At 43.7% G+C, this 25,828-nt stretch carries 23 protein-coding genes; 2 read left to right on the top strand and 21 right to left on the bottom strand.

Annotated elements, in window-relative coordinates:
* Positions 1-490 precede the first annotated feature (490 nt).
* From ACM2FC_RS16275 to hypF, 7 genes are all read right to left on the bottom strand, one after another.
* Positions 491-1,795: a rhodanese-like domain-containing protein gene (locus ACM2FC_RS16275; RefSeq protein ID WP_498482016.1), complete on the bottom strand. Its 1,305-nt coding sequence runs from the start codon at positions 1,793-1,795 to the stop codon at positions 491-493.
* 111 nt (positions 1,796-1,906) lie between these two features.
* Positions 1,907-2,908 (bottom strand): hydrogenase nickel incorporation protein HypB, encoded by a 1,002-nt coding sequence (gene hypB / locus ACM2FC_RS16270; protein ID WP_498482015.1) that lies wholly within the window; start codon positions 2,906-2,908, stop codon positions 1,907-1,909.
* Position 2,909: 1 nt separating this feature from the next.
* Positions 2,910-3,251 (bottom strand): hydrogenase maturation nickel metallochaperone HypA, encoded by a 342-nt coding sequence (gene hypA / locus ACM2FC_RS16265; protein ID WP_498482014.1) that lies wholly within the window; start codon positions 3,249-3,251, stop codon positions 2,910-2,912.
* A gap of 1 nt (position 3,252) precedes the next feature.
* Positions 3,253-4,254 (bottom strand): hydrogenase expression/formation protein HypE, encoded by a 1,002-nt coding sequence (hypE, locus tag ACM2FC_RS16260; RefSeq protein WP_498482013.1) that lies wholly within the window; start codon positions 4,252-4,254, stop codon positions 3,253-3,255.
* Positions 4,251-5,414, bottom strand: coding sequence for a hydrogenase formation protein HypD (gene hypD / locus ACM2FC_RS16255; protein WP_498482012.1), 1,164 nt, complete (start codon positions 5,412-5,414; stop codon positions 4,251-4,253). The genes hypE and hypD overlap by 4 nt, the downstream gene beginning before the upstream one ends.
* Entirely contained in the window at positions 5,414-5,668 is a 255-nt protein-coding gene (locus ACM2FC_RS16250) for a HypC/HybG/HupF family hydrogenase formation chaperone (RefSeq protein WP_498482011.1), read from the bottom strand. The genes hypD and ACM2FC_RS16250 overlap by 1 nt, the downstream gene beginning before the upstream one ends.
* A 56-nt stretch (positions 5,669-5,724) precedes the next feature.
* Complete coding sequence (gene hypF / locus ACM2FC_RS16245) at positions 5,725-8,031, bottom strand: carbamoyltransferase HypF (protein WP_498482010.1); 2,307 nt, start codon at positions 8,029-8,031, stop codon at positions 5,725-5,727.
* A 410-nt stretch (positions 8,032-8,441) separates the two neighbouring features.
* Here hypF and ACM2FC_RS16240 point away from each other — a divergent pair, with 410 nt between their 5' ends.
* Positions 8,442-9,695, top strand: a complete 1,254-nt coding sequence (locus tag ACM2FC_RS16240; RefSeq protein WP_498482009.1) for an aromatic amino acid transport family protein — start codon at positions 8,442-8,444, stop codon at positions 9,693-9,695.
* Between the two features lie 340 nt (positions 9,696-10,035).
* Positions 10,036-10,299, top strand: coding sequence for a hypothetical protein (locus ACM2FC_RS16235; RefSeq protein WP_498482008.1), 264 nt, complete (start codon positions 10,036-10,038; stop codon positions 10,297-10,299).
* Positions 10,300-10,359: 60 nt separating this feature from the next.
* Here ACM2FC_RS16235 and fdhD read toward each other — a convergent pair whose 3' ends face one another.
* From fdhD to ACM2FC_RS16165, 14 genes are all read right to left on the bottom strand, one after another.
* Complete coding sequence (gene fdhD / locus ACM2FC_RS16230; protein ID WP_498482007.1) at positions 10,360-11,181, bottom strand: formate dehydrogenase accessory sulfurtransferase FdhD; 822 nt, start codon at positions 11,179-11,181, stop codon at positions 10,360-10,362.
* Between the two features lie 119 nt (positions 11,182-11,300).
* The gene (gene fdhF / locus ACM2FC_RS16225; RefSeq protein ID WP_498482035.1) at positions 11,301-13,451 is read right to left on the bottom strand and encodes a formate dehydrogenase subunit alpha; all 2,151 of its coding nucleotides are present in this window, start codon (positions 13,449-13,451) and stop codon (positions 11,301-11,303) included.
* Positions 13,452-13,461: 10 nt separating this feature from the next.
* Positions 13,462-14,016 (bottom strand): 4Fe-4S dicluster domain-containing protein, encoded by a 555-nt coding sequence (locus ACM2FC_RS16220; RefSeq protein ID WP_498482006.1) that lies wholly within the window; start codon positions 14,014-14,016, stop codon positions 13,462-13,464.
* 255 nt (positions 14,017-14,271) lie between these two features.
* Positions 14,272-14,730, bottom strand: coding sequence for a hydrogenase maturation peptidase HycI (hycI, locus tag ACM2FC_RS16215; RefSeq protein WP_498482005.1), 459 nt, complete (start codon positions 14,728-14,730; stop codon positions 14,272-14,274).
* 12 nt (positions 14,731-14,742) lie between these two features.
* A complete protein-coding gene (locus ACM2FC_RS16210; RefSeq protein WP_498482004.1) occupies positions 14,743-15,171 on the bottom strand; it encodes a formate hydrogenlyase maturation HycH family protein in 429 nt (142 codons plus the stop codon).
* Positions 15,158-15,973, bottom strand: coding sequence for an NADH-quinone oxidoreductase subunit B family protein (locus ACM2FC_RS16205; RefSeq protein WP_498482003.1), 816 nt, complete (start codon positions 15,971-15,973; stop codon positions 15,158-15,160). The genes ACM2FC_RS16210 and ACM2FC_RS16205 overlap by 14 nt, the downstream gene beginning before the upstream one ends.
* The gene (locus tag ACM2FC_RS16200) at positions 15,970-16,551 is read right to left on the bottom strand and encodes a formate hydrogenlyase complex iron-sulfur subunit (protein ID WP_498482002.1); all 582 of its coding nucleotides are present in this window, start codon (positions 16,549-16,551) and stop codon (positions 15,970-15,972) included. The genes ACM2FC_RS16205 and ACM2FC_RS16200 overlap by 4 nt, the downstream gene beginning before the upstream one ends.
* A gap of 12 nt (positions 16,552-16,563) precedes the next feature.
* Positions 16,564-18,303: a hydrogenase large subunit gene (locus tag ACM2FC_RS16195; RefSeq protein WP_498482001.1), complete on the bottom strand. Its 1,740-nt coding sequence runs from the start codon at positions 18,301-18,303 to the stop codon at positions 16,564-16,566.
* A gap of 17 nt (positions 18,304-18,320) precedes the next feature.
* On the bottom strand, positions 18,321-19,904 hold the full coding sequence (locus tag ACM2FC_RS16190) for a hydrogenase 4 subunit F (RefSeq protein ID WP_498482000.1): 1,584 nt from the start codon (positions 19,902-19,904) through the stop codon (positions 18,321-18,323).
* Between the two features lie 4 nt (positions 19,905-19,908).
* On the bottom strand, positions 19,909-20,556 hold the full coding sequence (gene hyfE, locus ACM2FC_RS16185) for a hydrogenase 4 membrane subunit (RefSeq protein ID WP_498481999.1): 648 nt from the start codon (positions 20,554-20,556) through the stop codon (positions 19,909-19,911).
* A gap of 10 nt (positions 20,557-20,566) precedes the next feature.
* Positions 20,567-22,006, bottom strand: a complete 1,440-nt coding sequence (locus tag ACM2FC_RS16180; protein WP_498481998.1) for a hydrogenase 4 subunit D — start codon at positions 22,004-22,006, stop codon at positions 20,567-20,569.
* A 12-nt stretch (positions 22,007-22,018) separates the two neighbouring features.
* Complete coding sequence (locus ACM2FC_RS16175; protein WP_498481997.1) at positions 22,019-22,972, bottom strand: respiratory chain complex I subunit 1 family protein; 954 nt, start codon at positions 22,970-22,972, stop codon at positions 22,019-22,021.
* Positions 22,972-25,002, bottom strand: a complete 2,031-nt coding sequence (hyfB, locus tag ACM2FC_RS16170; protein WP_498481996.1) for a hydrogenase 4 subunit B — start codon at positions 25,000-25,002, stop codon at positions 22,972-22,974. The genes ACM2FC_RS16175 and hyfB overlap by 1 nt, the downstream gene beginning before the upstream one ends.
* A gap of 4 nt (positions 25,003-25,006) precedes the next feature.
* Positions 25,007-25,612, bottom strand: coding sequence for a 4Fe-4S dicluster domain-containing protein (locus ACM2FC_RS16165; RefSeq protein ID WP_498481995.1), 606 nt, complete (start codon positions 25,610-25,612; stop codon positions 25,007-25,009).
* Positions 25,613-25,828: the final 216 nt, after the last annotated feature.

The following is a 25,828-nucleotide window of genomic DNA, read 5'->3' as shown; positions in this document are numbered from 1 at the left end:
TAACAACTTGCTAACACCTTACTAAGAAAATGTGATAACAATTTATCGGCTTTGCTCTATTAATAAACTTATCATTTTAAATTCCCCTGCTTTGCCAAGAAAGATAGGATTCAAACTATTGAAAATACGATCTTGCCTATCAAGGTTGCTGACATAACTAGCTGTATAAAAAAGATTATTTAATGGATGTAATGTAATTCGATTTTGATATTTAGATATATAAAACCGTTATACAAAAAAGATAACGCCGAGTTTGACAAAGCCTTTTCTTTAAGTTTCCCACTAGTTTGTCCACAGAAAATGTGGATAACGTTTCAAGGTTGTCATGTTCGCCTTCACCAAAGGTGATCTAGGTAGTATCAAGAAACTATTTTGGTGCAAATATTCAACATTTCACACCAAAATAGTGAGCAGTTTTTAAGCTGTACAAGTTATATTTGCCAATGCGCTAAAATATATTTTGGGCTCATATCAGGTATCACTTATACACTTAGTGGCTTGCTAATTTCTTTGGTGCGTTTATTGGCCCCTTAGCAACCGGATCAGATGAAATCGAACTCCATTCATACCAACCGCCATCATAAACGCTAATGTGTTTCCAGCCCATGACATATGCATAAAAGAATGCTTCAGATGCCCTCCACCCTGTTCCACAATAGAAGGCAACATTTTGGTCGGCGTAAATATTCCATTGGTTCCAGTGCTTGGTAATAATGTTTGGACTAATCATTGTACCATCAGGATTGTGGAAATCTTGCAAATGATGCGAGTCCGTCCCTGAATGCCCCCAACGGGCCCCTTCAATTCTACCTTTAGGCTTGATGTAGCTATAACCACTTGTTTTACCAATAAACTCTGGCCAACTACGAATACTAACGAGTGAGCTATGTTCGCGATCTTTTAAAAGCTGCTTCGCCTGCACTAAATCAATAAGGTACTCTGGGTGCTGAGGTATTTGGGCGCCAAATTGTACTGGTTTAGCATGATTGATTTTTAGAGATTCTACGGGATACTTCCCCCTTTTCCACGCGCTCCAACCACCGTTAATTAGGCGAACATCTTTAACACCTGCATACATCATTATATTCGCTGCTCTTGATGCGGCGGACATATCTCTTCCGTATAAAATTACTGTCGTATTTTGACTTACTCCTAGTCTTTGCAGTGTTATCTTCAACTGATCATTCGGCACTTTGTTCCAAAGTGGCTTAGATTCGATATCATCAGTATCTAAGTACAACGCCCCAGGAATATGCGATTTGAGATACCAAGTTGGCTTACCCCACGCAACCTCGATAACCTTGTAATCTTTATTTGGTTCGTAACTAACAAGCTTACCCTGTAACAATTCATTCACCCACCAAGCTGGGACTAAATGTTGATAATTTGGGAAGGAATCGAGCTTACCGGAGTATTCGTTGATAGGCTGATCTATCACATGAACATCTGTATAATGCAGTTTTTTCAAGCGAGAGATAAGTGCTTGTTCTTTTTGAGTTGAGCAGTATAAATATGTGGGCAGGTCGGTTTTTAAACCATGTAAATTCAATACGTTAGCTAAATTTCTGTCATTAAGTAAAGGTAGCCAATTGGCGTCAATGTTAGTGGCGTTAGGAAAATGGCCACCTCTAGGATAATTTTTGCTCGACCAGCCATTAAAAGTGTTACTGTCTCGGCAATCAACGATCTGATAGGAATCAGGATTTTTTTTTGTAAGTTGGTCGAAAGTCATAGCTGAAGAACTACTCATCACAAATAGTGTAAACAGTCCGCAAACTGCGGCAATAAATTTCATAAAACACCTATAAATGATTGTTTTTATACATAATAAAATCCCAAACAAACCTCTCTCACGATAAGTGAGAAAGGCTTTATTTAATAAAAAACGTCAATAGAGCGAAGTAAGCTAACGATCGCTGCCAAGCGATCCTAGTTGCTGTTGAATCCAGCTTTCCCAAGCTTCTAAACCCTCGCCAGTACGCGCAGAAACCTTGATAACTTGAATATTTGGATTGACCAACTTTGCATTTGCGATACAAGCGTCAATGTCGAAATCAACGTAATCTAACAGGTCGATCTTATTGATAAGCATCAGATCAGAAGCAGCGAACATATTTGGATACTTCAAAGGCTTTTCTTCCCCTTCAGTCACAGACAGTATCGCTACTTTGCTGTGTTCACCCAAATCGAAACTAGCGGGACAAACTAAATTTCCTACATTTTCTATAAATAGAACGCCTTGCTTACCAATATCTAATTGGTGGTATGCCTTATGGATCATATCAGCGTCTAGGTGGCAACCTTTACCGGTATTGATTTGTATGGCTGGCACAGACGTCGCGCGAATGCGCTCTGCATCGTTGCTGGTTTGCTGATCACCTTCTATTACGGCGCATGAATAATGTTGCTTGATTCGATTTAACGTCTCAGTCAATAGCGTGGTTTTACCAGAGCCCGGACTCGACACTAGGTTCAGCACTAGCTGTTCATTCGCGACAAAGTGCTCTCGATTGTGCTCAGCCACATGGTTATTCTTGCCCAAAATGTCCTGCTCAAGGCTAATCAATTGACGCTGAGATACCCCAGATACATGGACCTGAGCTTCACCTTTTCCATAATGGAGATCACCATTTGATAGTTGTTCAGGTTGATGAACCTCGGAAGTGTTTGCTTGATGACTATGTGTCTGATGCTCTGTCATACCGTGATAATGGACATGATGGTGAACATCACCGGTATGATGATAGTGATGATGAATCACAACAGGTTGAGAGTGATCATGGGAGTGTGAATGCTCACTATGGGAATGCTGGTGAGCATGGGAATCATGGTCATGGGAATGCTCATGACTGTGATCGTGTGAGTGTCCTTCTATGTGGCTATCGCCACATCCACAAACATTACACATACTACGCTACCTCAATATGTTTAACTTTTAATTCTTCACCTGTCTCGATTTGCAGCTGATGGCTATGGCAGTTAGAGCAAACATCCATATGGCTTTTCACGCCGACATACTGCCTACAATCGAGACATATGGCTGTTGCAGCCACCATTTCGATATTGAATTTGGCTCCTTCGGCTACTGTTTCTCTACTGGCGAACTCAAGGCCAGTCATCAGTGCCTCTGGCTCAATACAGGAAAGAGCCCCTACACTTAAAGTGACGCCAGTAACCTTATCAACACCGTGACTTTTGGCCTGTTCAGAGACCAAATCTATTGTTTTTAAACTGATCGAAAGCTCATGCATACTAGCAAATCCTTGGTAGCAGCTCGCCAAGTGGAAAGTCTAAGTAACGACGACTTCCCCAAGGCGTATGTAAAATCGGCTTGCATGGCTCACCGGACTGAGCGTGACCAATAAGCGCTGCGTTGGGATTAAATGATTTGAGTACATCAAGCGTTTGCTGGGCGTATTCTTGAGGAACAGCAATAACAAATGTTCCTTCGTTGGCTAAGTCGCAAGCTTCAAAGCCAAACAGTTCGCATACACCCTTAACCATATCGTTGATTGGGATATGTTCTTCTTGCAGCATTAGCTGAATATTTGAGCTTTGACACCACTCGTTCATGACCGCTGAGAGCCCACCACGAGTCGCATCACGCATCGCTCGGATATCAATATTTTGCTGAATTAAAGCATCAACAACCGGCCAAAGCACTGCACAATCACTGGTCATTTCATGCTCTAAACGAAGTGATTCTCTTGCCGCTAAAATGCACGCGCCGTGACGACCAATATCACCAGAAATTAATATTGCATCACCAGACTGAATATTCCGAGACGAAATTCCGGCTTGCATAACTCGCCCTACGCCTGTTGTGTTAATAAACACTTTGTCTGCAGAGCCTTTAGGTACTACTTTTGTATCACCGCATACCACTTTGGCATCGATAGTTGCGAGCTCTTCAACCATCGAATCGACGATTGCTTCCAGCTCTTTGAACTCAGTGCCTTCTTCGATGATAAAACTACAGCTGAGATACTCAGGTTTAGCCCCAACCATGGCTAAATCATTGCAAGTTCCAGCAACCGCTAAACTGCCAATGTTTCCACCTGCAAAGAAGTGCGGAGAGACGGTAAAACTGTCGGTCGTCATTGCCGTGTTTGCGGATAAAGGTAATGTTGCTGCATCTTCATCACGACTTAATATTTCATTATTAAATCGCTTAAAAAATAGCTTTTGAATGAATTGATTCATCTCCAAGCCACCACCACCGTGACTTAGTTGAACTTTTTTAGTAAGACTCATCTTTCTTTTACCTCAATTCCCGAATAACGATAGTAAGCGTTGCATGCACCTTCTGAACTTACCATGCAACTCCCCATCGGTCGGTTTGGAGTACAAGCCTTACCAAACACCTTGCAATCAGGGGGAGTAGCTACACCACGCAATATATCCCCACATTGGCAAGCTTTATGATCAGAAATTGGCTCTTTTGGCAAAATGTCATTAAACACCACTTCCGCATCACGCTCTGAGAACTCTGAACGGAGTTTAAGGGCAGATTCAGGAATATTGCCTAAACCTCGCCAGTTAAATTCACTTCTCACTTCTAGAACTTGGTCTACCAAAGCTTGTGCAGCAGTGTTGCCAGCTGGCGTCACCGCTCGAGTATATTGGATAGCAAGTTCTGCTTGGTGCTCAGAGGCCAGTTCTACAAGCTTAAGAACTGACTCTAAAACATCGACGGGCTCAAAACCTGATACAACTACTGGCGTATCATGGGTATCAACTATCTGCTGATAGATATTAGCTCCAGCAACAACACTTACATGCGAAGGGCCGATAAATGCATTAACTGGCGTTTGATCATCGGCCATCACCACGTGCATAGCAGGTGGGACCAAAACGTGGTTCACGTGGAAATACAGGTTGTTTAATTCTAGTTTTTCAGCCTGCTTGACCAAAACCGCTGTCATTGGTGTCGTTGTTTCAAAACCAATAGCGAAATACACCACTTTCTTATTTGGGTTCTCTTGAGCAATTCGAATCACGTCCATAGGATCATAGATAGGCTCGACTGAACCACCGCTGGCTCGGCACTGGGCTAACGAGGTCCGTGAACCAGGCACACGAATCATATCTCCTAAAGTCGCGAGAATTACGTCTTCCTGCTGAGCCAGCACAATAGCTTGATCAATACGCTCTTTAGGCATCACACAAACTGGACAGCCTGGGCCATGAACAAAATTTAAATTGTTTGGCAATAACTGCTTTAAACCATATTTCATTATGGTGTGAGTATGCCCACCGCAAACTTCCATAATGTTCAAAGGGGTATCAAGTTGTACGGCTTTTTCTCGAATTTTTTCTGCTAGAGCTTTTATTACATCAGGCTTGCGAAACCCTTGATACATAGCTGTTGTTGAAGGTTCATTCTTCTCAGTCATTGGCTTTACAGTATTCATTACAGCAATACCTTTATATCATCTTCACTCATCTGCTCTAGCAAGGTTTTGTACGTTTCTAGACTTTCTTGCGCTTCTTTTTGATCGATTTTTGCTATGGCAAACCCAACGTGAATCAGTAGGTGATCTCCTAACTCGATAGGATCAGAGATCAAATGAGTACTGACTTCTCGCACGACACCCAATGTCTCTACTCGAGCCGTTACTTGCTCAGCATTAATTTCAATTACACTAGATGGAATACATAAACACATAAATTACTCACTTACTTTGTTGCTAGAGGCAAACAGGAACAGTAAATTCAAGGGGCCTATTTAAACACGTGCAAGCCGTGCCACAATTGACCTACCGCAATCCCACTGTCATTAACTGGAATAGTTTCGCCACTATAAATTGGAACTTGTTTATTTTCCCAATGTTTAAATAGCTCATTTACCAAACAGCGGTTTTGAAAAACCCCACCACCAACTGCGACAGGAAGATGTGGAAACCTAGCGGACATTTGGTCAATAGCAGTAATAATAGCTGCGATTAATCCCACACATACGTCTCCCACCCAATGTTCTCCCAGCTCTTGCTGGCACTCCAAGCTGCTCTTTAACGCTCTCGTCCAATCTAATACTGAAATATCGTCATCACTCCAGCAAAAATCGAAGTCGCTGCCGCGCTTTTGTTGCTTTTCTTTGTCGCGATGAATAAGTGCGTACTCTATTGCTAGTCCACACTGGCCTTCATAATCCACTTTTTCGACTAGATTCAGTAGTACTGCCCAAGCATCAAATAATCGCCCCATTGACGTGCAATAAGGAGAATTGTTCCCCGAAAGCCAAAGCTGATAAAGATTGTCAAAATAAAACGCACTCCAGCGCGAAAATGCGGGGAGATTGAAAGCTCTTATTTGTTCAACAGAAAAACACTCAAGCAGCATTGCAAACAATATGCGTGCTGGCTCTTTAATAGCTTTTTCACCCCCGATCAAACGAAATGGTTTTAGGTGACCAACACGCTCAAAATTTTCGCTATCAGCGATCAATACTTCCCCACCCCACACGGTTTCATCTGTACCTGCTCCCGTGCCGTCAAACGCAAAACCAAGCACTGGTTGCGTTAACTTGTGCTCAGCCATTACGGCCAATATATGCGCATAATGATGTTGAACTGATATCCGTGGCCCGGGGGTTTGAGCTTTAGCATATTGAGTTGAGTAGTATCCAAAATGTAAATCATGCAAGTATAGGCTTGGAGCCTGACGATATAACTTAGGAAATAACTCAGCTGTCGCTTGATACCGTTTTTCAGTGTCGAGGTTATCTATGTCACCAATATATGGGGAAAGCATCCACTGATTAGGAACTGCATAAGCAACCGAAGCTTTTTGTTGAGCCCCCAGAGCTAATATTGGTTTGCCCGCGTAATCTATTTTTTGTGTAACAGGTGCATAACCTCTCGCTGGCCGTAATACTCTGACTTTTCCACCAGCAATATGTACCACACTGTCATCACATGGGTTGACTATAGGTCGGTTGTGATCGAGCACTGCGTCGATTGTATCGCTAAACTGTTCAATAATTTCATAGCTGTCTATCGCCAGTGGCATTCCTGACACATTCCCACTGGTCATGACTAACTCTTGCGTCACATTTAACGCTGCAAGCATTTTAAAAAGAAGGATGTGCAAAGGTGTGTACGGCAACATGACGCCAAGATAAGGTGCTTCTGGGGCGACTGAATCCGCTAAGGTGGATTGCTCTCGTTTAGTCATCAACACAATGGGTGCTGCTTGAGAACTTAGTGCTTTCCACTCAAGTTCTTCACCAACGACATGCTCTCTCGCGTGTTCTTCATCAGCGACCATCACAGCAAAAGGTTTGTATTGACGGTGCTTAATCAGTCTAATTCTCTGGATCGCATTGTCTTGCCTCGCATCACAGATTAAATGGAAACCACCTAGCCCTTTCATGGCAATCACACCACCTTGACGGATTATTTGCGCAGCTTTGTAAACCGCCTCTTTACCAGCGAACTGAGCCTCTCCTTTTGGGGTTAAAAAACTCACTGCTGGCCCACAGTCTGGACAACTAATGGGTTGGGCATGATAACGTCTATCGAGCGGTTCTGTGTATGAAATTTGGCAAGAAGGACAAAGCAAGAAGTCTTTCATCGACGTATTGCAACGATCGTAAGGAAGCTTCTCTATGATGCTATAACGTGGTCCACAATTGGTGCAGTTAGTAAATGGATACTCAAAATAACGAGACTCGGCAAGTTTCATATCCTGCTTACAATCAGGGCAAGTCGCTTGATCGGGCGATATACCAACAGAAGCGGTCAGCGCCTCCTGACTTGCTAAGATACTGAATTCGCTTAAAGACGAATCGACGGTAACACTTTCAAAATAAATGCTATCAACTCGAGATAGAGGCGGAGCGGTATCTAATAACCGCTGATGAAAAGCTTGTAGATTCTGCTTTTCACCCTGAATATCTATCTTGACTCCATCTGAGTCATTTCTAACTGAGCCCAGAAGATCCAACAACTTGGCTTGCTGATAGATAAAAGGGCGAAACCCTACTCCCTGTACTATCCCTGTCACACAAATTAGCTGGCGTTCGATCATTTTAGTGATTTCTGCTTACAGTTCATTTACTGGTTGTTATCAAGACTATCAATACATTCATAACAATTGCTTGATGAATATCAACATCGACCACCTTACAAGTCGCGTTTTCAACGTGTAAAAATGGTGGACGTCATTCTAACGAAATGTGAGCTGAATAACAGGATTCAGCCTTGATGAAGATCAATCCGATGCCAATACGAGTAAAAAACCACTAAGTACCTAGTAGTTAAGTTTGTGAGAGCAATCAAAATAAAATATAGAGTTTTGTGTCAAATCCAGTCGTTTAGTTTTATTTTTTTATCTAGCCATTTCCAAAATATCGCATACATGATAAAAAACGACACTTTGCATTTTATTCGCGACTAGGGCAGCCGTTCAGCCCTAAAATTAAAAAGAGTAAACCACTTATGACCACACCTTCGTCACCCACTATAGATTTACCATCGTCGCGTAAATGGACTTACCAAGATTTCAGTTGGTGTTTATCACTTTTCGGTACCGCTGTTGGCGCTGGAATTCTATTTTTGCCTATTAAAGCCGGAGCCGGTGGATTTTGGCCTCTTGTTATTCTGGCGATACTTTCTGCACCAATGACATGGCTAGCACACAAAGGCATGGCGCGCTTTGTTTTATCGGCAAAAGATCCACAAGCTGATATCACAGATGCAGTTGAAGAACATTTCGGAAAAACGGGTGCAAACATCATCACCTTTGCCTATATCTTCGCTATCTACCCTATCGTTCTTATCTATGGTGTGGGTATCACGAATACCGTCGACTCTTTTATGGTTCACCAGCTAGGGTTACCTGAAATCCCTCGCTGGCTACTTTCTGGTGTTCTCATTGCCGCAATGACGCTATGTGTGGTGTATGGCAAAGACCTTATGCTTAAAGCAACTTCTGCAATGGTTTACCCACTGGTCGTTATATTGTTTGCACTATCTGTTTACTTGATTCCCAACTGGAATATGTCCATGGTAAGCGCAAGCCCAGATTGGTCAACACTGCCAAAAGTAATATGGCTGGCCATTCCTTTAATTGTGTTCTCTTTTAATCACAGCCCTATTATTAGTCAATTTTCTAAAGAGCAACGCAGAATTTATGGTGACAATGCCGTTAGAAAAACAGACATGATTACTGGTGGAGCAGCTGCGATGCTGCTGGTTTTCGTGATGTTTTTTGTTTTTTCTGTGGTGCTTTCGCTTTCACCAGCTCAGCTAGCAATCGCAAACAAACAAAATATCTCTGTTCTTTCTTATCTCGCCAATACTCATGCCTCACCCATCATCTCGTACTTAGGCCCAATTGTGGCATTCTCTGCTATTGCTTCTAGCTATTTTGGGACCTTTTTAGGGGCTTGCGAAGGTATTGCAGGGCTTATCCACTCTCGCTCGAGTGCACCAAGAAATAAGATTGAGAAGTACGTATTGATATTTGTCGTTGTGACTGCTTGGATTGCTGCAATTATTAACCCAAGTATTTTGGATATGATTGAGATCGTCGGCGCAACGATGATTGTTGCTATTTTGTTCTTGATGCCAGTTTACGCAATGCGTAAAGTGCCATCGATGAAAAAATACCGTACATCAATTCTTGCTCAAATTTTTACCGCTGTGTGTGGGTTTGCAGCTTTAAGTGCTGTTATTTATAGCTCATTTTAATATTACCAAAACCTGTACCTCTATATATTTCCCTGCTCAACACTGAGTAGGGAATTAGAACTCAGTACACTCAAAGTAACCCGCTCAATACTGAATGTCATTGCAGAGAAAACTAATAGACATAATTAGTCAATTTTATGTACTTGCAAAGTATCATTTCGGAAAAAATTCCAACAAAGAAAGTATGAGCCCTATCCATTAATCAAATAAATTTTTAATTTTCAATGACTTAAAAATTAAAAATAATTTGATTTTCATATTTCATTTTTATGACAGAAAAAATCAAACATTCATAAATAATAACTGCCATCAACTAGCTGTTAATAGTGGAATATCCAATATGTTAAACAAAAATATCCTTAAGTTTGTGGTACCAGCTCTATTTATCGCGGGCCTAGCTGCATGTTCTCCTTCTGACAAAGCATCAACTAAACAAGCAGCTGCTCCGGCACCTGCAGCAGTACAAACTACTGACTCTACTCCAGCTGCTACTGCTCAAGCTCCTACAACGGACACTGCAAAGCCAGCGACTGCGACAGAAAGCTCAACGGCTAAGACTGCAACGAAAACTGATTCAACTAAAGCGACGACGTCAAAATCATAATTTGACATTAGGATGAAAAACGGGAGAGTAATATTTACTCTCCCGTTTTTGCATGAATTGCTATTCATTTAACCGTGAAGGGTGCGTGTATACATTTACCCTACTTGTTCGGCAGTATCCACACAAAGTGACATTCAATTTATCCGCTAACTCAACGGCCATACTTGTAGCCGCAGATACGGCAAAAAGCATTTCAATTCCGCAAGCCGCAACTTTTTGCACCATCTCGAAACTTGCGCGGCTGGTCACTAATATTGCTCCTTGTTGGCTTTTCTGGCTTCGTGTAATCCAACCTATCAGTTTATCAAGTGCGATATGGCGACCAACATCTTCAAATACGATTTCTAGTTTGCCTTCAGGACTAATATAGGCTGCAGCGTGACTCGCTCCTGTTAGCTGATTGTATTTTTGCTCGCTGTTAAGGGCGCTTAATGCGGCATCGAGATACTCAATATTAAACTGCGATTTATTTACAACAGGCTGGATACCTCTAACGACACCTTCAAGTTTTTCTGCACCGCAAATTCCACAACCCGTCATGCCAGTTAAGGAACGGCGCTTTTCCTGTAATCGATTGAGGCAGCGATTGGCGACTGTAACAGACAATGTAATGCCATTGCAGGCTGGCTTCATCTCTATATCATGAATATCACGAGAATGATCGATAATACCTTCAGTAAGAGAAAATCCAATGGCAAATTCTTCTAAATCCGTTGGCGTACACATCATTACGGTATAGGCGATCCCATTGTATTCAAGAGCGACTGGCGTTTCACCGATCAAAAGATCTTCTTTATCCAATGAAGCTTGACCGTTCCTGTATCGGACAATTTTTGTTTGCTTGACAATATTGGCTTCCAAAAGCGGCTGCACATCTTTCATTGCTTTCTCCCAATTGAGCAAACTTTCGCTCTATACACTTTAGTTATTATTTTTCAAATTAACGTCTAATAAAAAGGCCCTTTACCCAAGGATAAAGAGCCTTTCTTGGCCTGTTTAAATTAAGCTTCGAACTGCTTAACTTTAGACTTCAAGCGAGCTTTCATATCACTGTACTCAGTTTGTACGTAATTTTCAGCCCAGCTTTGATCTGCAATAGCTTCAATCTTAACCGCGCAGTATTTGTATTCTGGCGTACTTGAGATTGGGTCAACGTGTTCAATAGTTAGTTCGTTACATGCACCAATCCACCATTGGTAAGTCATGTAAACGGCACCTTTATTGATACGTTCACTGCAACTTGCACGAGAGATAACCTTACCACGGCGAGATGAAATCCAGATCAATTGTTCATCTTTGATACCATATTTCGCTGCATCTTCTGGGTTCATCTGAACATATCCAGGCTCATCAGCAAGTGTTGAAAGTGCCGCACAGTTACCTGTCATTGAACGACAAGAGTAGTGACCTACTTCACGTACTGTTGAAAGTACCAATGGATACTCAGCATCTGGTTGCTCGAGTGGTGGTCGCCATTCTGCTGCAATAAACTGACCTTTACCAGAAGGAGTGGTAAATTTATTGCCTTCAAACAAGAATGGGGTACCTGGGTGATCTTCAGTTGGGCAAGGCCACTGAACAGATTTCAACCCTTCCATCTTCTCGTAAGTCGCACCAGCGTATAGTGGAGCCAATGAACGCAACTCATCCCAAATTTCTTGAGTGTTGTTGTAGTGCATTGGGTAACCCATACGAGTTGCCAACAAGCTGAAGATTTCCCAGTCTGGCTTCACGCCTTCTGGTGGATTAATCGCTTTATAGAAGCGTTGGAAACCACGGTCTGCACTTGAGTAAACACCTTCGTGCTCACCCCAACTGGTTGCTGGGAAGACGATGTCTGCCATTTCAACCGTTTTGGTCATGAAGATATCTTGAGCAATGACTAGCTCCATCTTCTTCAATGTTTCACGTAGTGCGTTTAAGTCAGCTTCAGTTTGCGCTGGATCTTCACCAAAGATGTAGAACGCTTTGCATACGCCTTCATCTACTTTGTGGCCGATCTCTGTCAAACGGTAACCTGGTGTACCAGATAGTTTCACGCCCCAAGCTTTTTCAAACTTCTCACGAATTGCTTCATCTTGTACAGACTGATAGCCAGGGAACTGATGCGGTAACATACCTAGGTCACAAGTCCCTTGTACGTTGTTTTGACCACGTACTGGACCACAACCTACACCAGGACGACCGAAGTTACCTGTCATAAGAGCTAAGCCAGCGAGTCCACGAACCACGTCTACAGCTTGACCGTACTGAGTGACACCCATTCCCCAAAGGATCATACCTTCAGGTGCTTCAGCATATGTACGTGCAGCGAAGCGAACGTCAGCAGCCGGAACGCCTGTGATGTGCTCAACTTTTTCTGGAGCGTAGTTAGCAACGATCTTACGGAACTCTGCAAAACCTTCTGTGTAGTTTTCTACATAAGATTTATCGTAAAGCTCTTCTTCAATCATTACGTAAGCAAGTGAGTTAACCATAGCCATGTTAGAGCCGTTATTCAGCGCTAGCCATTGGTCAGCAATACGGGCAGATTCAACTTTACGTGGGTCAACCACGATGATCTTCGCGCCGTTCGCACGTGCTTTTAGAATATGTCTTGCTACAACTGGGTGAGAGTCAGCCGCGTTGTAACCGAAAACGAGTAAGCATTTAGTTTTTTGAATTTCGGGAATGGACATGCTCATTGCACCATTACCTACTGTTGTCTCCAGACCGGAGACTGAAGGAGCGTGTCACACCCTTGCGCAGTGATCGACGTTATTCGTCCCTATGACCGCCCTTGCTAACTTCTGCATAACGAAGTTTGCTTCGTTACCAGGCCCACGAGCAGAGCCCGTAGTCATGATCGCATCAGGACCGTACTTATCTTTGATTGCCATTAGCTTTTCAGCGGCAAAATCTAATGCTTCGTCCCAAGATACCGCTTCTAGCTCTGCATCTTTAGTACGACGAATCATTGGGCTTTTCAAACGTGGAGTTAGCAAGTTAGTGTCGTTTAAAAAGTCCCAGCCATAGTAACCTTTTAGACACAACTGGCCTTCATTAGTACGACCTTCAAGAGGCTCTGCACCAACGACCTTGTTGTTCTCAACAACTAGATTCAGTTTGCACCCTGTTCCACAGTAGGGACAAACCACTATTGATTTTTTCATTGCTCTTTTCTCACTGACCAAAACCGATGATTGCATTGCTAGACGCCGCTAGTTCACGCTTTTGTCGGGCAGTTTGTTGGATTTCTTGCGGCTCAATTAAGCTAATGGCCCCTGTCGGACAGACTTCAGCACAAGCTGGGCCTTGCTTCCGATGAGAACATAAATCGCATTTTAGTGCTTTAGATTTAGGCACTTTTCTCTTAAATAGAGCAGAGCTTCCTGTATCTTCCGTCACCATTTTCGTTACAACGTCCATCGCTCCATAAGGGCATGCGATAGCACAGGTTTTACAACCGATGCAACGAGATTGAATCACTTTAATATAACTATCTTCATGAACAATGGCATTGTTCGGACAAACTTGCGCACATGGTGCGTCATCACACTGACGACACATCACAGGCGTAGTGACCTTTGCATTTTTCACCAATTGCAAACGCGGAGCGAAGTCGTTCGGATCATTTAATGTCCCAACACCTTCTTCTTGGTGAGAAATCGCACATGCCAGTTCACAAGTTCGGCAACCAATACATTTATTGGCGTCTGCAAAGACAAATCGATTCATACGATACCTTCTTGTGTCGATACACTAGGGTTTGTAGTTATTTCCTTTCGAGTCTTATCAGTGGAAATTTTCAAAAGGTTACAGACCCTAAACTACATTGCTCTATATTCAATATTTCAATTCGATTTGAATTTAAATGTCTGGATACGAGCTATCTCTTACTTTCTTTTGACACTAATTCACTGCTTCCATAACTAGATATCAAAAACATTATTAATTTTTATTTTACATACACTTATAAAGTGTGGGTGTACTTTAACAGTGCTCAAACTCACTGTCACCTTGCCAAACAGGTAAACGGGAAAAAATGGTATGAACCGCGTCCTTTACCATGTCTGTCATAGGGAACGAAAAAGCCACTGCTGCTGGCTGAATACCAACGAAAGTGACTTCTGGAACAAATGTTTTCAGCTCATCGATTAAAAAATTAAGTGGCAAGCTATGTGTTGAGACCATGAACATGTCATTGATAACATCCGAGCTAATGATCCGTATCTCACCCGCTTTTTCACCAAAGTCAGCTGCATCAACGACGACAACTCGTTCAGGCTTTTGATCACGAATAATATGCAAAGTATCTTCTGGCATGGTGCCACCTTCCAGTACTTCCCACTCATCAACTGGGTTTTCTCGACAAAGCTTAGCGAGATAGGGCCCAGCCCCATCATCGCCCATCATCGAGTTGCCAACTGTTATCAATATGTTTTTGCTCATTAGTTTTATTCCTCAGCTGCCTCGAACCATCAGATACATGTTCGGCTCTTTATGTATCGCCGTTAGAATGTTGATGAAGCCTTGCGTCAGTATTTTTGACTTTTCTGATTGAACATTTGCATCTATTTTATCAAAAGCAAGAGCCAACATATTGATATGATCGGTGTCTATGGTGATTTCTCCAAAAACTAAGAACCCTTTCATCTTGTTGTACGCATCGCTCTCTTCTGGAATTGCGCTAATCCACTCTAGGTACTCGTGACCGCTACATTGCATCTCAGATTTCAAACAGTCCACCACTCCAAGGTGGTGTCCAATCGCCAAGCTGTAATACATGATGTCTTTTGCTTCCTGAGGCATTTCGCTCTCATCAACAAATTTACGGCTCAGGCGATAAAAATTCACATCGCCATCTAAGTGTCTTGAATTAGCCACATCCATTGCAACCTCCAGCAGGATTTCCGCCCATTAATTGCTGCATAACTTGACGCATCACTTTATTAACAATTTCTGTTAATCGAGGATCGTCCTTTTCAGCCAAATAATCTTTAACTTGCTGATCAACGTTGTCAGCATCGCTCGCTTCCAATACATCCATCAGCTCGTCTGAAATTCTCTTACCATGACGGTAACCAGCGAGTAAACGGGTTTCTTTTTCAATCAACACGCGTATATCAACAGGAATACCTGTATGACGCAGACTCGCAGGTTGCTTTTCTACATCGTGCTCTTTGGCTTTCATTTTCTGTCCGAGCAAACCTAACGCTACGGCCATACCGTAGATAGTTGCTGCGGGCGTTGGAGGGCAACCCGGGATATAAACATCAACAGGGACGATTTTGTCGGTTCCACTCCATACACAATACAAGTCATGGAAAATACCACCATCGCAACCGCATGCGCCGTATGAAACTACGATCTTTGGATCAGGCGCGGCTTCATAAGCACGCAGTGCTGGGGCTCTCATCGCACGAGTAACCGCCCCTGTAAATAGCAAAATATCGGCATGTCGAGGACTTGCAACCACCTTGATACCAAACCTTTCTGTATCGTAGATTGGTGTCGTTGTCGCAAAAATTTCAATTTCACAAGCGTTGCATCCACCGCAGTCGACACGATAAACATAAGCAGAGCGCTTAATATCTTTTAGTAGTGATGCCTTTAGCTTCTCATGTTCAGGAGACACCTCAACAGGCACTGCTTGAGTATGATTTTCACCCGCTAATTGCTTAAAGCCTTTCATGCTTTCTCTCCTACCGTAGCTACAGGAACTTGGTCAAACTCACTGATATAACGATCACAGCTCACACCTTCACCATCGAGCATGTTTGCTTTACGTCGGCACTCTGGACAAGTACAAAGCTGAATCTTGCGCATTTCTAACTGCTCTCCAGTTAAACCAGCCTGCTCTATCGTCGCTAGGGTATAGTCGAGCAATTTCGTCGCCACAAAAGGACGATTACACTGAGTACAATTAGATAAGCTAAATTCTGCATGCTCATAAAGATCAGCTTTATTAGTTACCGCCAACTCAAATTGTTCAGTCAGCTCAATTGCATGAGTCGGGCATACTTCTTCACAGCGACCACAGTAAATGCAACGAGCAATTGACAACTCCCAGCGGCGCTTACCGTTTTCTTCGTCCGTCTCCATAATCAAAGCATTTGCGGGGCACGCACGAGTACATGCACCACACGCTATACATTGGCTCGCATCAAGCTCAGGTTTACCACGAAAGTCTTGGTGCACATCAATAGGTGCAAACGGATATTTAGTGGTAGGATCTCCGGTTTTTAAAACTGTTTTCAGTAACTTAAACATGGTGACCTCAAATTAAAATTTAACCGGTGAGTTCTTACGACTCACACTGTATTGCTCGATAGCTTTATATGGGATGGTCTTGCTGCGTTTTTTCTTCGTATCAACTAAAGTCACACGATCGGTACATGAATAACATGGATCAAGGCTACCGATAATTAATGGTGCGTCTGCAACTGAGTTTCCACGCAACATATAACGCAATGTTGGCCAGTTTGCATAAGTAGCCGCACGACAACGCCAGCGATGCAATTTCTGGTTGTCTCCTGACATACTCCAGTGCATGTTTTCGCCACGGGGTGCTTCAGTGAAACCAAGAGCAAACTTGTTTGGTGTGTATTTGAAGTCTTCAGTTAGAATTGCCCCTTCAGGCAAGTGATCAAGCCCAAACTCAACCATGTTCAATGAATCTAAGACTTCTTTAACACGTATCAGAACGCGCGCTTTTACATCACAAGTATCAAGAGCATGTAGATCAATTGGCATATCTGCATAGTTGGTAAGGTAGTCACCGTGCACAATACGAACGTCACGTTCATAACCACTTGCGCGCATAAGCGGTCCTACTGGACTGTAGTCACGAGCAATCTGTCTATCAAGGATGCCAACACCATCTAAACGGCTATCTATGTTCGCAGTGTTAAGCAATACATCGACTAACTCGGTAAACTCTTTACGTACTTGGCGAACCATTTGAATACCACGAACACGCTGATCTTTCAGAAAGTCGCGACGTACCCCACCAATTAGGTTCATTCCATAAGTTTTACGAGCACCCGTTAGTAGCTCTGCAAGCTCCATGGTTTTTTCACGAACACGGAAGAACTGCATGAAACCAGAATCAAAACCGACAAAGTGGCTAGACAGACCAATATTTAGCATGTGACTGTGCAGACGCTCGACTTCAAGCATGACAGTACGAACCATCTTGGCGCGCTCAGGCACTTGAACACCTAAAGCGTTCTCGACACTGTTGGCATAACCGACACTGTGAGTAAATCCGCAGATACCGCAAACTCGGTCGGCAAGGAAAGCCACTTCGTTGTAGCCCATACGGGTTTCAGCCAGCTTTTCCATACCACGGTGAACGTAGAACATACGGTAGTCGGCATCGACGATAGTTTCACCATCAACAAATAGACGGAAGTGCCCCGGCTCGTCACTGGTGATATGCAGCGGCCCCACTGGTACGATTCGGTTTGAATCATCACCTAGCTCATTAATGAACTCGTAATTCTCAGTTTCTGTTGTTGGCTGAGGACGTTGGCGGTAATCCATTGCATCTTTGCGCAATGGGTGCATGTTTTCAGGCCAATCATCTGGCAGAATCAGACGCCTTTCATCTGGTAGACCGACAGGCTTAAGCCCGTACATATCGCGAATTTCACGCTCGCCCCAAACTGCGGCTGGGATTTCAGGCGTGATAGAAATAAACTCTTCAGATTTAGTATCAACAAGAACTTTTACAGTAACCCAGCTTTTTACTTCAGCTTCCATAGACAGTGCATGGTAGACACCAAAGTGGCCATTGATGCTACGCTCATCGTTACCAAATGAGACGGTTAACCAGCCTCCTTGGTCGTAGTAAAGCCACTTCATGACCTCAACGAGAGAAGTCATTTTAACAGTGATGGTCACCTGATTTTCAGTCTGCCATTCTTCATCTAAGATTGCAGAAGGGAACAATTGACGCACGCCTTCTACGTACTGTTTACCAACTTGGCGTTGCGAATGATTTGTTTGTAAACTTTCCATTCAACATTCTCTCTAAATTAATGCGTAGTGTGAGTAACGAGTGTTGACACGTCGGTGTTCGACACCGCTTGCCAAGGCAGATGCAAGGACTGCAATACAGAGTAATTTGGCTTGTTGATAACCACTTGTGCCGCGTGATCGACACTATGTAGAATCACTTCTGGTATATGCGTACCCATTAACAACATGAAAGCAATCAGCACAACAAGTGGCGCTACTGTTAGAACACCAATCTCGCCTTTTTTCATGCCCTCGGGAGCTTTGCCCAGAACAGTTGAAGCCACCATACGAGCTAGACCAGCTAAAACAATAGTCAGCAGTAACAGTAAGACGACTGTCAGTACAGGATGCTGAGCATAAATACCTGAGCAAATTACCAAGAACTCACTCACGAATAGGTTAAACGGAGGAACTCCACCTAGAGCCATCGCACCAGCGCCGAATAGCACGCCAGTCCAAGGAGCGACTCTAACGACACCTTTGATCACGTTCATGTTACGTGAGCCAAATTTGAGCATCACGTTACCTGCTCCACAGAACATCAGCGTTTTGCCTAGGCTGTGGTTGATAACATGAAGCATTGCAGCAAAAATTCCTAGCGGACCAAGGCCAATTGCGAAGGTGATGAGGCCCATATTCTCCACGCTGGAGTATGCTAGCAAGCGTTTGATGTCTTTCTGAATAAGAATGAACAGCGCCGCAACACCAACCGATAACAAACCAAAGGTAAGCAATACACCATTGGTAAACGCGCTACCTAGCACTTCGTTACTGATGATAAAGAAACGAATGATAACCAGCAGAGCACAGTTCAATAGACCAGCAGATAGAAGGCCAGATACAGGGCTTGGCGCTTCGGAGTGCGCGTCAGGTAGCCACGTATGCATTGGAAACAGACCTGTTTTGGTGCCGAAACCAATCACGACAAAGATAAAGCTAATCTGGATTAAGCGCGGATCAAGTAAGTGAGCATGATCTCTAACCGCAGTCCAAAGCAAAGCTTGGCTAGGGTCGTTGAATACCGCAACTGCGTTAGCATAAGTCAGCACAGTACCAAATAGGCCAAACGCAACACCAACCGTACAGATCATAATGTATTTCCAAGCCGCCTCTAGAGAAGAGCGTTTGGTATAAATACCCACTAGGAACACTGAGCTGATAGTTGTTGCTTCAATGGCAACCCACATCATGATGATATTGTTTGCACTGATAGCTAGAATCATCGATGCCAAGAACAGGTTATATAGTCCATAGAAAAGTGAAACCTGACGGCCAGTCATTTCTTCATGCTTAAATTCATAACTGATATAGCCAATAGCATGAATACCAGTAATAAGAGCGACTACACCTAACACCGCCATAAACAGTGCAGATAAACCATCAAGAATTAACCAATGACCACTCGAAAGTAAGCTGCCATGGTCAATGACTTGCAATCCCAACCAGCCAGATAGCAGGAAGGTTGCAACAACACTAACAAGATGAATTAGTGAAGCAATTTTATGCGAACGACCACACGTTGCTGCACCTAAAAAGCCTATTGCTGAGGCAATCAACGGAATGCCGATTAAATAAGGGAAAACAGTATCCAATGTAAGCACGCCATTACCCCTTCAAATCTGTAAGTTGTTTAACATCTAATGTGTTGAGCTTGTTATAAATCAGCTTGGCCAAAATAATCATCACAATCACAGCGAAAATTGCATCAACGGTAATACCCACTTCCATAAGGTGTGGCGCGCGGTGCGCCAGCAGGGCTAAAGTGAGCGATGACCCGTTTTCCATCAAACAGTAACCAAAGACTTGCTTCAGAATATTGCGCTGGGTCACTATACATAGCAATCCGATAAAAAAATGTGCTAGAGAAACAGCGAGAACAAACTTAAGTGACGAAACCATAGGCAATGCCACCGGTTTAACCACGTAAAATGCAACCAAGCTAATCACACCAACTAAAATCGCGATGATTACTGGATGCAATACCGACTGCTCTGCTACTTCGTCACGCATATTGCGGAACAAATAAAACAGTAAACTCGGAAGCAATACCACTTTGGTAATAAACGCTGAAATAGACCATTCATACAAACTGTGCGCATTGTATTGATCGGCTATTGCGACAAACAGCAAGATTAAAACTAGAGACTGAAGCGCGTATAACCACGCTGCAGTTTGAGCCCGGCGGGCGACAACAACGAAAAACGATGTCACCACCAAAGCTCCAGCTAAATTATTGATTATTAAATTATCCATGAGCGTAACCCTAGTGAATCCATGCTGATGCAATAACGCTGGATAGAACCGACATTGCAATCAACACGATCAATGTGAATTTCATCGAACCTGGAAGCGGAGACATTTCTTGAACCGCTTCAGATGGCTCACCGACAACAGACTTACCGAACCAGTACAGCAACCAACCAAATGTTGCGACAGACTCAATTAGCGCAAGAACTATGATTGGCGTTAGCCAGCTATGTTGTGCAGATAAGTGAAAACCTGCTTCGATAAGTGGGAACTTACTGAAGAATCCATTGAAAGGAGGCACACCTGCAATCGCCATGACAGCGACACAGAAACCGATACCCAGTAAAGGAGAGCCTTTCATAATGCCCGTCAACTTAGGCAACATACGTGTACCACATGCGTAGCTCAATGAACCTGCCACTAAGAAGAGTAAGCTCTTAGCAAACGCGTGGTTGAAAATATATGTCACACCACTTTCGAGCGCTAAGTTTGAACCTAATGCAGCAAAAGACAGTGCTAAGAAGATATAAGCGAGCTGCGCAATCGTAGAGTAGGCCAACAGACGCTTCATATCTTTCTGCGGCAGGTACATCACGAAACCGTAGAACATAGTTAAAATGGCGCCAATAACACCGACAATACCAACGATTTCAGGAATTTGACCGCCAGACAAAATGGCACGAGCAAAAATATACACACCCACTTTCACCATCGAAGCTGCGTGCAAATACGCACTCACTGGCGTTGGCGCGTTCATCGCATCCGGTAGCCACATTTGCATTGGCAACTGAGCTGATTTACCCCAAGCGGCAAACATAATGCCGAACATCACTAATGTTTTTACTGCTGGGCTAAGTGAAGCAATTGCAGTTAGCTCAAATGTACCTGTGTTAACGAACAACAGCGCCGCAGCTAAAAATAGGCCAAGCGAAGCGATATGTGTCACGATCAATGCTTTCAGCGCAGACTTGTAAGCTACTGGCGTTTGGTAGTAACTGATCAAAGACCAAGAACAAGCACCGGTGATTTCGAAGAACAGCAGCTGGCCGAGAATAGTTGAAGACAGCACTAGACCCGCCATTGCACCGATAAAAATCAGCAAAAATGCATAGTAGCGTGGCTCGCCTTCTTGAGGATGCTCTTTGTTGCCTTTACTCATATAGCCAAGAGAATAGATGGCAACAATTAAGCCAAGTCCAACCACCACAACTGCGATTAGCGTACTGACTTTATCAACCACTAAGCCGAATAGTTGAATATGGTCGATTTGTAGCAGTGAGATCGTTTGAGAAACCCCACCTTCGGCAAAGAATTTATAAGCTAGACCCCAAGTGCCCAGCGTTGCAATAGCTGCAAATAATTGGCAAACCCACTTCGCTGATTGACGCGGAACCAATAACGTGAGGATGGCACCAACGAATGGCACCAAGATAGTAAATAACCCTATCATCTCCATAGTTTTATCGCCTTACAGTCCAGTGATGTAAAAGGCTAACGCTAAAACAGCAAATGCAAATGCTGACCAGGTTAGACGATTAGTATTTAAGAAACGTACACGTGCCATGCTGTTTTCAATTAAGCCAGCTAGGAAGAACACTACGAATAGTTTCACAAACAAAATAACGGTCGCGAACAGCAAACCTGTGAAAGACAAAGTGACAACCTTGCCCCATGGCACGAAGATAGCTAAGAATAACTGTGCCACGACAAGTTGCTTAAGGCCCAGCCCAAGCTTCACCATAGCTAAGCCATTACCGGAGTACTCTGTTACCGGGCCTTCTTGTAATTCTTGCTCCGCTTCTGCCGCATCAAATGGGAGTTTGCCCATTTCAACGAATACCGCGAAAGCACACGCAATACCTGCCAAAATTACAGGAATAGGATGAGAGGCGAATAGGCTAACCATGCCTTGACTGATGTAACCTAAGTCCGTTGAACCCACAACCATAGCTGCAACAAAAATTGCTAGCATGAATACTGGCTCGACCAATACACCAAGAGTCAGTTCACGCGCACTACCGATACCTGCAAACATACTGTTGCTATCGATGCCCGATAAAGCAAAGAAGAAACGGAAAATGGCGAGAAGGTAAATATCCGTAATCACATCACCTGAAATAGGAAACGGTGATGTTTCCGTTACTGTTGGCAATGCCATTGCAATCAACAACATAGTGACAATCAGGACCCAAGGCATTATCCAGAAGATCACACCAGCGTTAGCAGGCGCGACTGATTGACGGCGCAAAAGCTTAAAAATGTCACGGTAATCTTGGAGAATACCAGGCCCCTGACGTGAATGGATCTTCGCTCTAATGACACGAGAAAAGCCAGTCACAAGTGGTGCCAGCAGTAGCATCAGCACGGCTTGCACAACGGCGAGTGTTATCCAGCTTGCGCTAGGCATATGTAATTCAGGCATTATTTCACTCCTGAGCTAATTGGCAGAATCAATAAAACAATCAGAGCGACAACGATGTACAAGCAGTAGAGCCTAAAATCTCCACTCTGCAATTTGGCAACTCGGTTACTTATGCCTAAAACAAGACGGCAAGTTGGCTCTATAAGATAACGGTCAAACGCAGACTCTGAAGCAGAAGCCGCTGATGTCGTTCCATCAAGCGTCCGCTTCATCCAGCCACTTGGGTCAAGCTGCTTACGTATACGATAAACAGGAGCAAACATATGCTTAAGTGGCTGAGTGATACTTCCAGCAGAGACTGTCATACGCTGTTCATACGCATATCCACATGCCCACGGGTCACCACGATGACGACGTTTCAAGCGTACACCTCTAAATAGAGCGAGAATGGCAGCAGGAACGATAAGCAGAACAAGTAAACTGATTGCGATAACTGGCGTAGAAAGAATCGCTTGAGTCGTTGATACAGGGTGAAGTGCAAAACCATCTTGTACTGTGACTGGCGACGCTTGAAGTATCGAAGTAGAAATATCTGAAATATGCGGTGCAATCCAAGGAGAGCCTACACCTAGCACGATACAAAGCACTGCTAAGAAACCTGTACCAGTCAGCATTGGCCAGCCGACTTCTTTTGCATTCGCAGCCGCTTCTGTTCTTGGCGTACCAGAGAAGCAGATACCGTAAACCTTAACAAAACACATACAAGCTAGTGCACCAGTGATCGCTAACATCACGACACCAAATGGTCCAGCGATTAGCATGGAGATATCACTTTGGTGACTCATGCTAAATAGTGATTGATAAATAAACCATTCACTAACAAAACCGTTGAGTGGTGGCAACGCTGAGATAGCCATCGTACCAATAAGAAATGCAACGGCAGTGTATGGCATTAATTTAGCCAAACCACCCATGTGCTCCATATCTTTTGTATGGGTACGGTAGATAACTGATCCAGCACCAAGGAACAGAAGACCTTTAAACACAGCGTGGTTTAAGAGGTGATAGAGCGCACCTAACAGACCAAGAGCCGCAAAGATTGGATGGTTGGTCGCCATGCCGATCATCGCAACACCGACGCCCATCAAGATGATACCTACGTTTTCAACGGTGTGGTAAGCAAGTAGACGTTTGATATCGTGCTCTGCCAAAGCATACATAACGCCAAGCACAGAAGAAACTGCCCCAAACGCTAATACAACGTATCCCCACCATGCTTCGCTACCACCAAGGAACATAACGCCCACTTTGATGATACCGTAGATGCCTATCTTAACCATGACGCCAGACATTAACGCTGAAGTATGAGACGGCGCTGCAGGGTGAGCCATTGGTAGCCAGCCGTGGAGCAAAATCATACCGGCCTTGGCACCGAAGCCGAAGAAAGCCAATAAGAAAATCACTGACGCTTCCCATGTCGGTAAATGCAAGTGATAAAAATCTGCGAAATTCAGTGAGCCAGACGCACGATATAGCATAAAGAAGGCAATCATAATTAAGATTGAGCCCGCGTGCGCAATAAAGAAGTAGTTCAAACCTGCTTTAACGCTCTTGCCTGACTGTTCGACTAGTACGAGGAAGTATGACGCTAGCGACATCATTTCGAAGAATACGATGAAATAAAATGCATTGTCAGAGACAACAAGCAGCACCATTGACGCCACGAAGAGGTTTAAGAAAAAGCAAATCCCCCACCCGCCTTTGCCAGTGTACTCTTTCATGTATTGAAGAGAGTAAATTGAAGAGGCAATGACTATCAAAGAGATCACTAACACCATAAAGGCGTTAAGTGCATCCATACTGATCAAGAACTGCGCGAAAGAAAATGGGCTGTATAATTCTGCATGCCATGTCTGGCCACTAGCCAACGCATAACCTGCACTCGCTACACCAAGAATACCACCGATAGTAGAGATGACACCCGTTAGGCTCATCACTGATTCTTCTTGTTTACCACTTCCAAGTAGAGATATTAAGCTGGCAACAAGATAACAACCAATAGATAAAGCTAAAAGCTCTAAAGGACTCATAAGGTTATTTCTCCAAGTTCACAGAACGGCCAACGGAAGCGGCATCTTCTCGCTTAGCCGAACTAGAAGTGTCAACTGCAGATTTATCAACCAACACGATAGCTCCGTTCGGACACACCTCAACACAAGCTGGGCCATTCTCGCGAAAGTCACACAAATCACATTTCACAGCGATGCTCTTTACACCCGGTTCCCAAGCCAAAATATCGTGCCCAAACTGTGCAGGATTAGAAGTCGAAGGGTTGCTTGAGCGAGGGCTAGAAGGAATAAATGTGTCGTAACTATTGGCCATTGCGAAAGGGCGACTACCATCGAAGGCTATTGCACCAAATGGGCAAGCAACTGCACATAATGTACAACCAACACATAAATTCTCCTTGATGTGGATACGATCATCCTCTTTGATGATCGCTAGTGCTGGGCATACTGTCGCACAAGGTGCGTCCTCACAATGCCGACACATAACGGGAGCAGTAGCTTCTCCTTGCCTGACCACGGTCAAACGAGGATGACTTTGCAGACCTTCCTTTTTATGCACTTCAGAGCACGCAGCCATACAGGTCTGGCACCCAATGCATTTTTCGGGATCTGCAACAACAAAGCTTTTCATAGCATATCCTGTTAGTTAACAAGCCCTAGAAAGCTAAACTAGGGCTGAAGTCCAAAAGTAAAAACAAAAAATTAGGTAATTTATGCGTAACCGTTTAACGTCTATCTAAGTTTTGGCTATCGTTTTCTAGACAAGGGTTAGGCTTGCTTTGCGCACGTCATCAACTTCCGCGCGCATCATATTCCATTACAGTTTGTAAGGGTATAGGTGGTGACA

This window comes from Vibrio sp. A37 (assembly GCF_059777565.1).
Note: the sequence above shows the minus strand (reverse complement) of the source record. Positions and strands in the feature narration are given on the sequence as shown.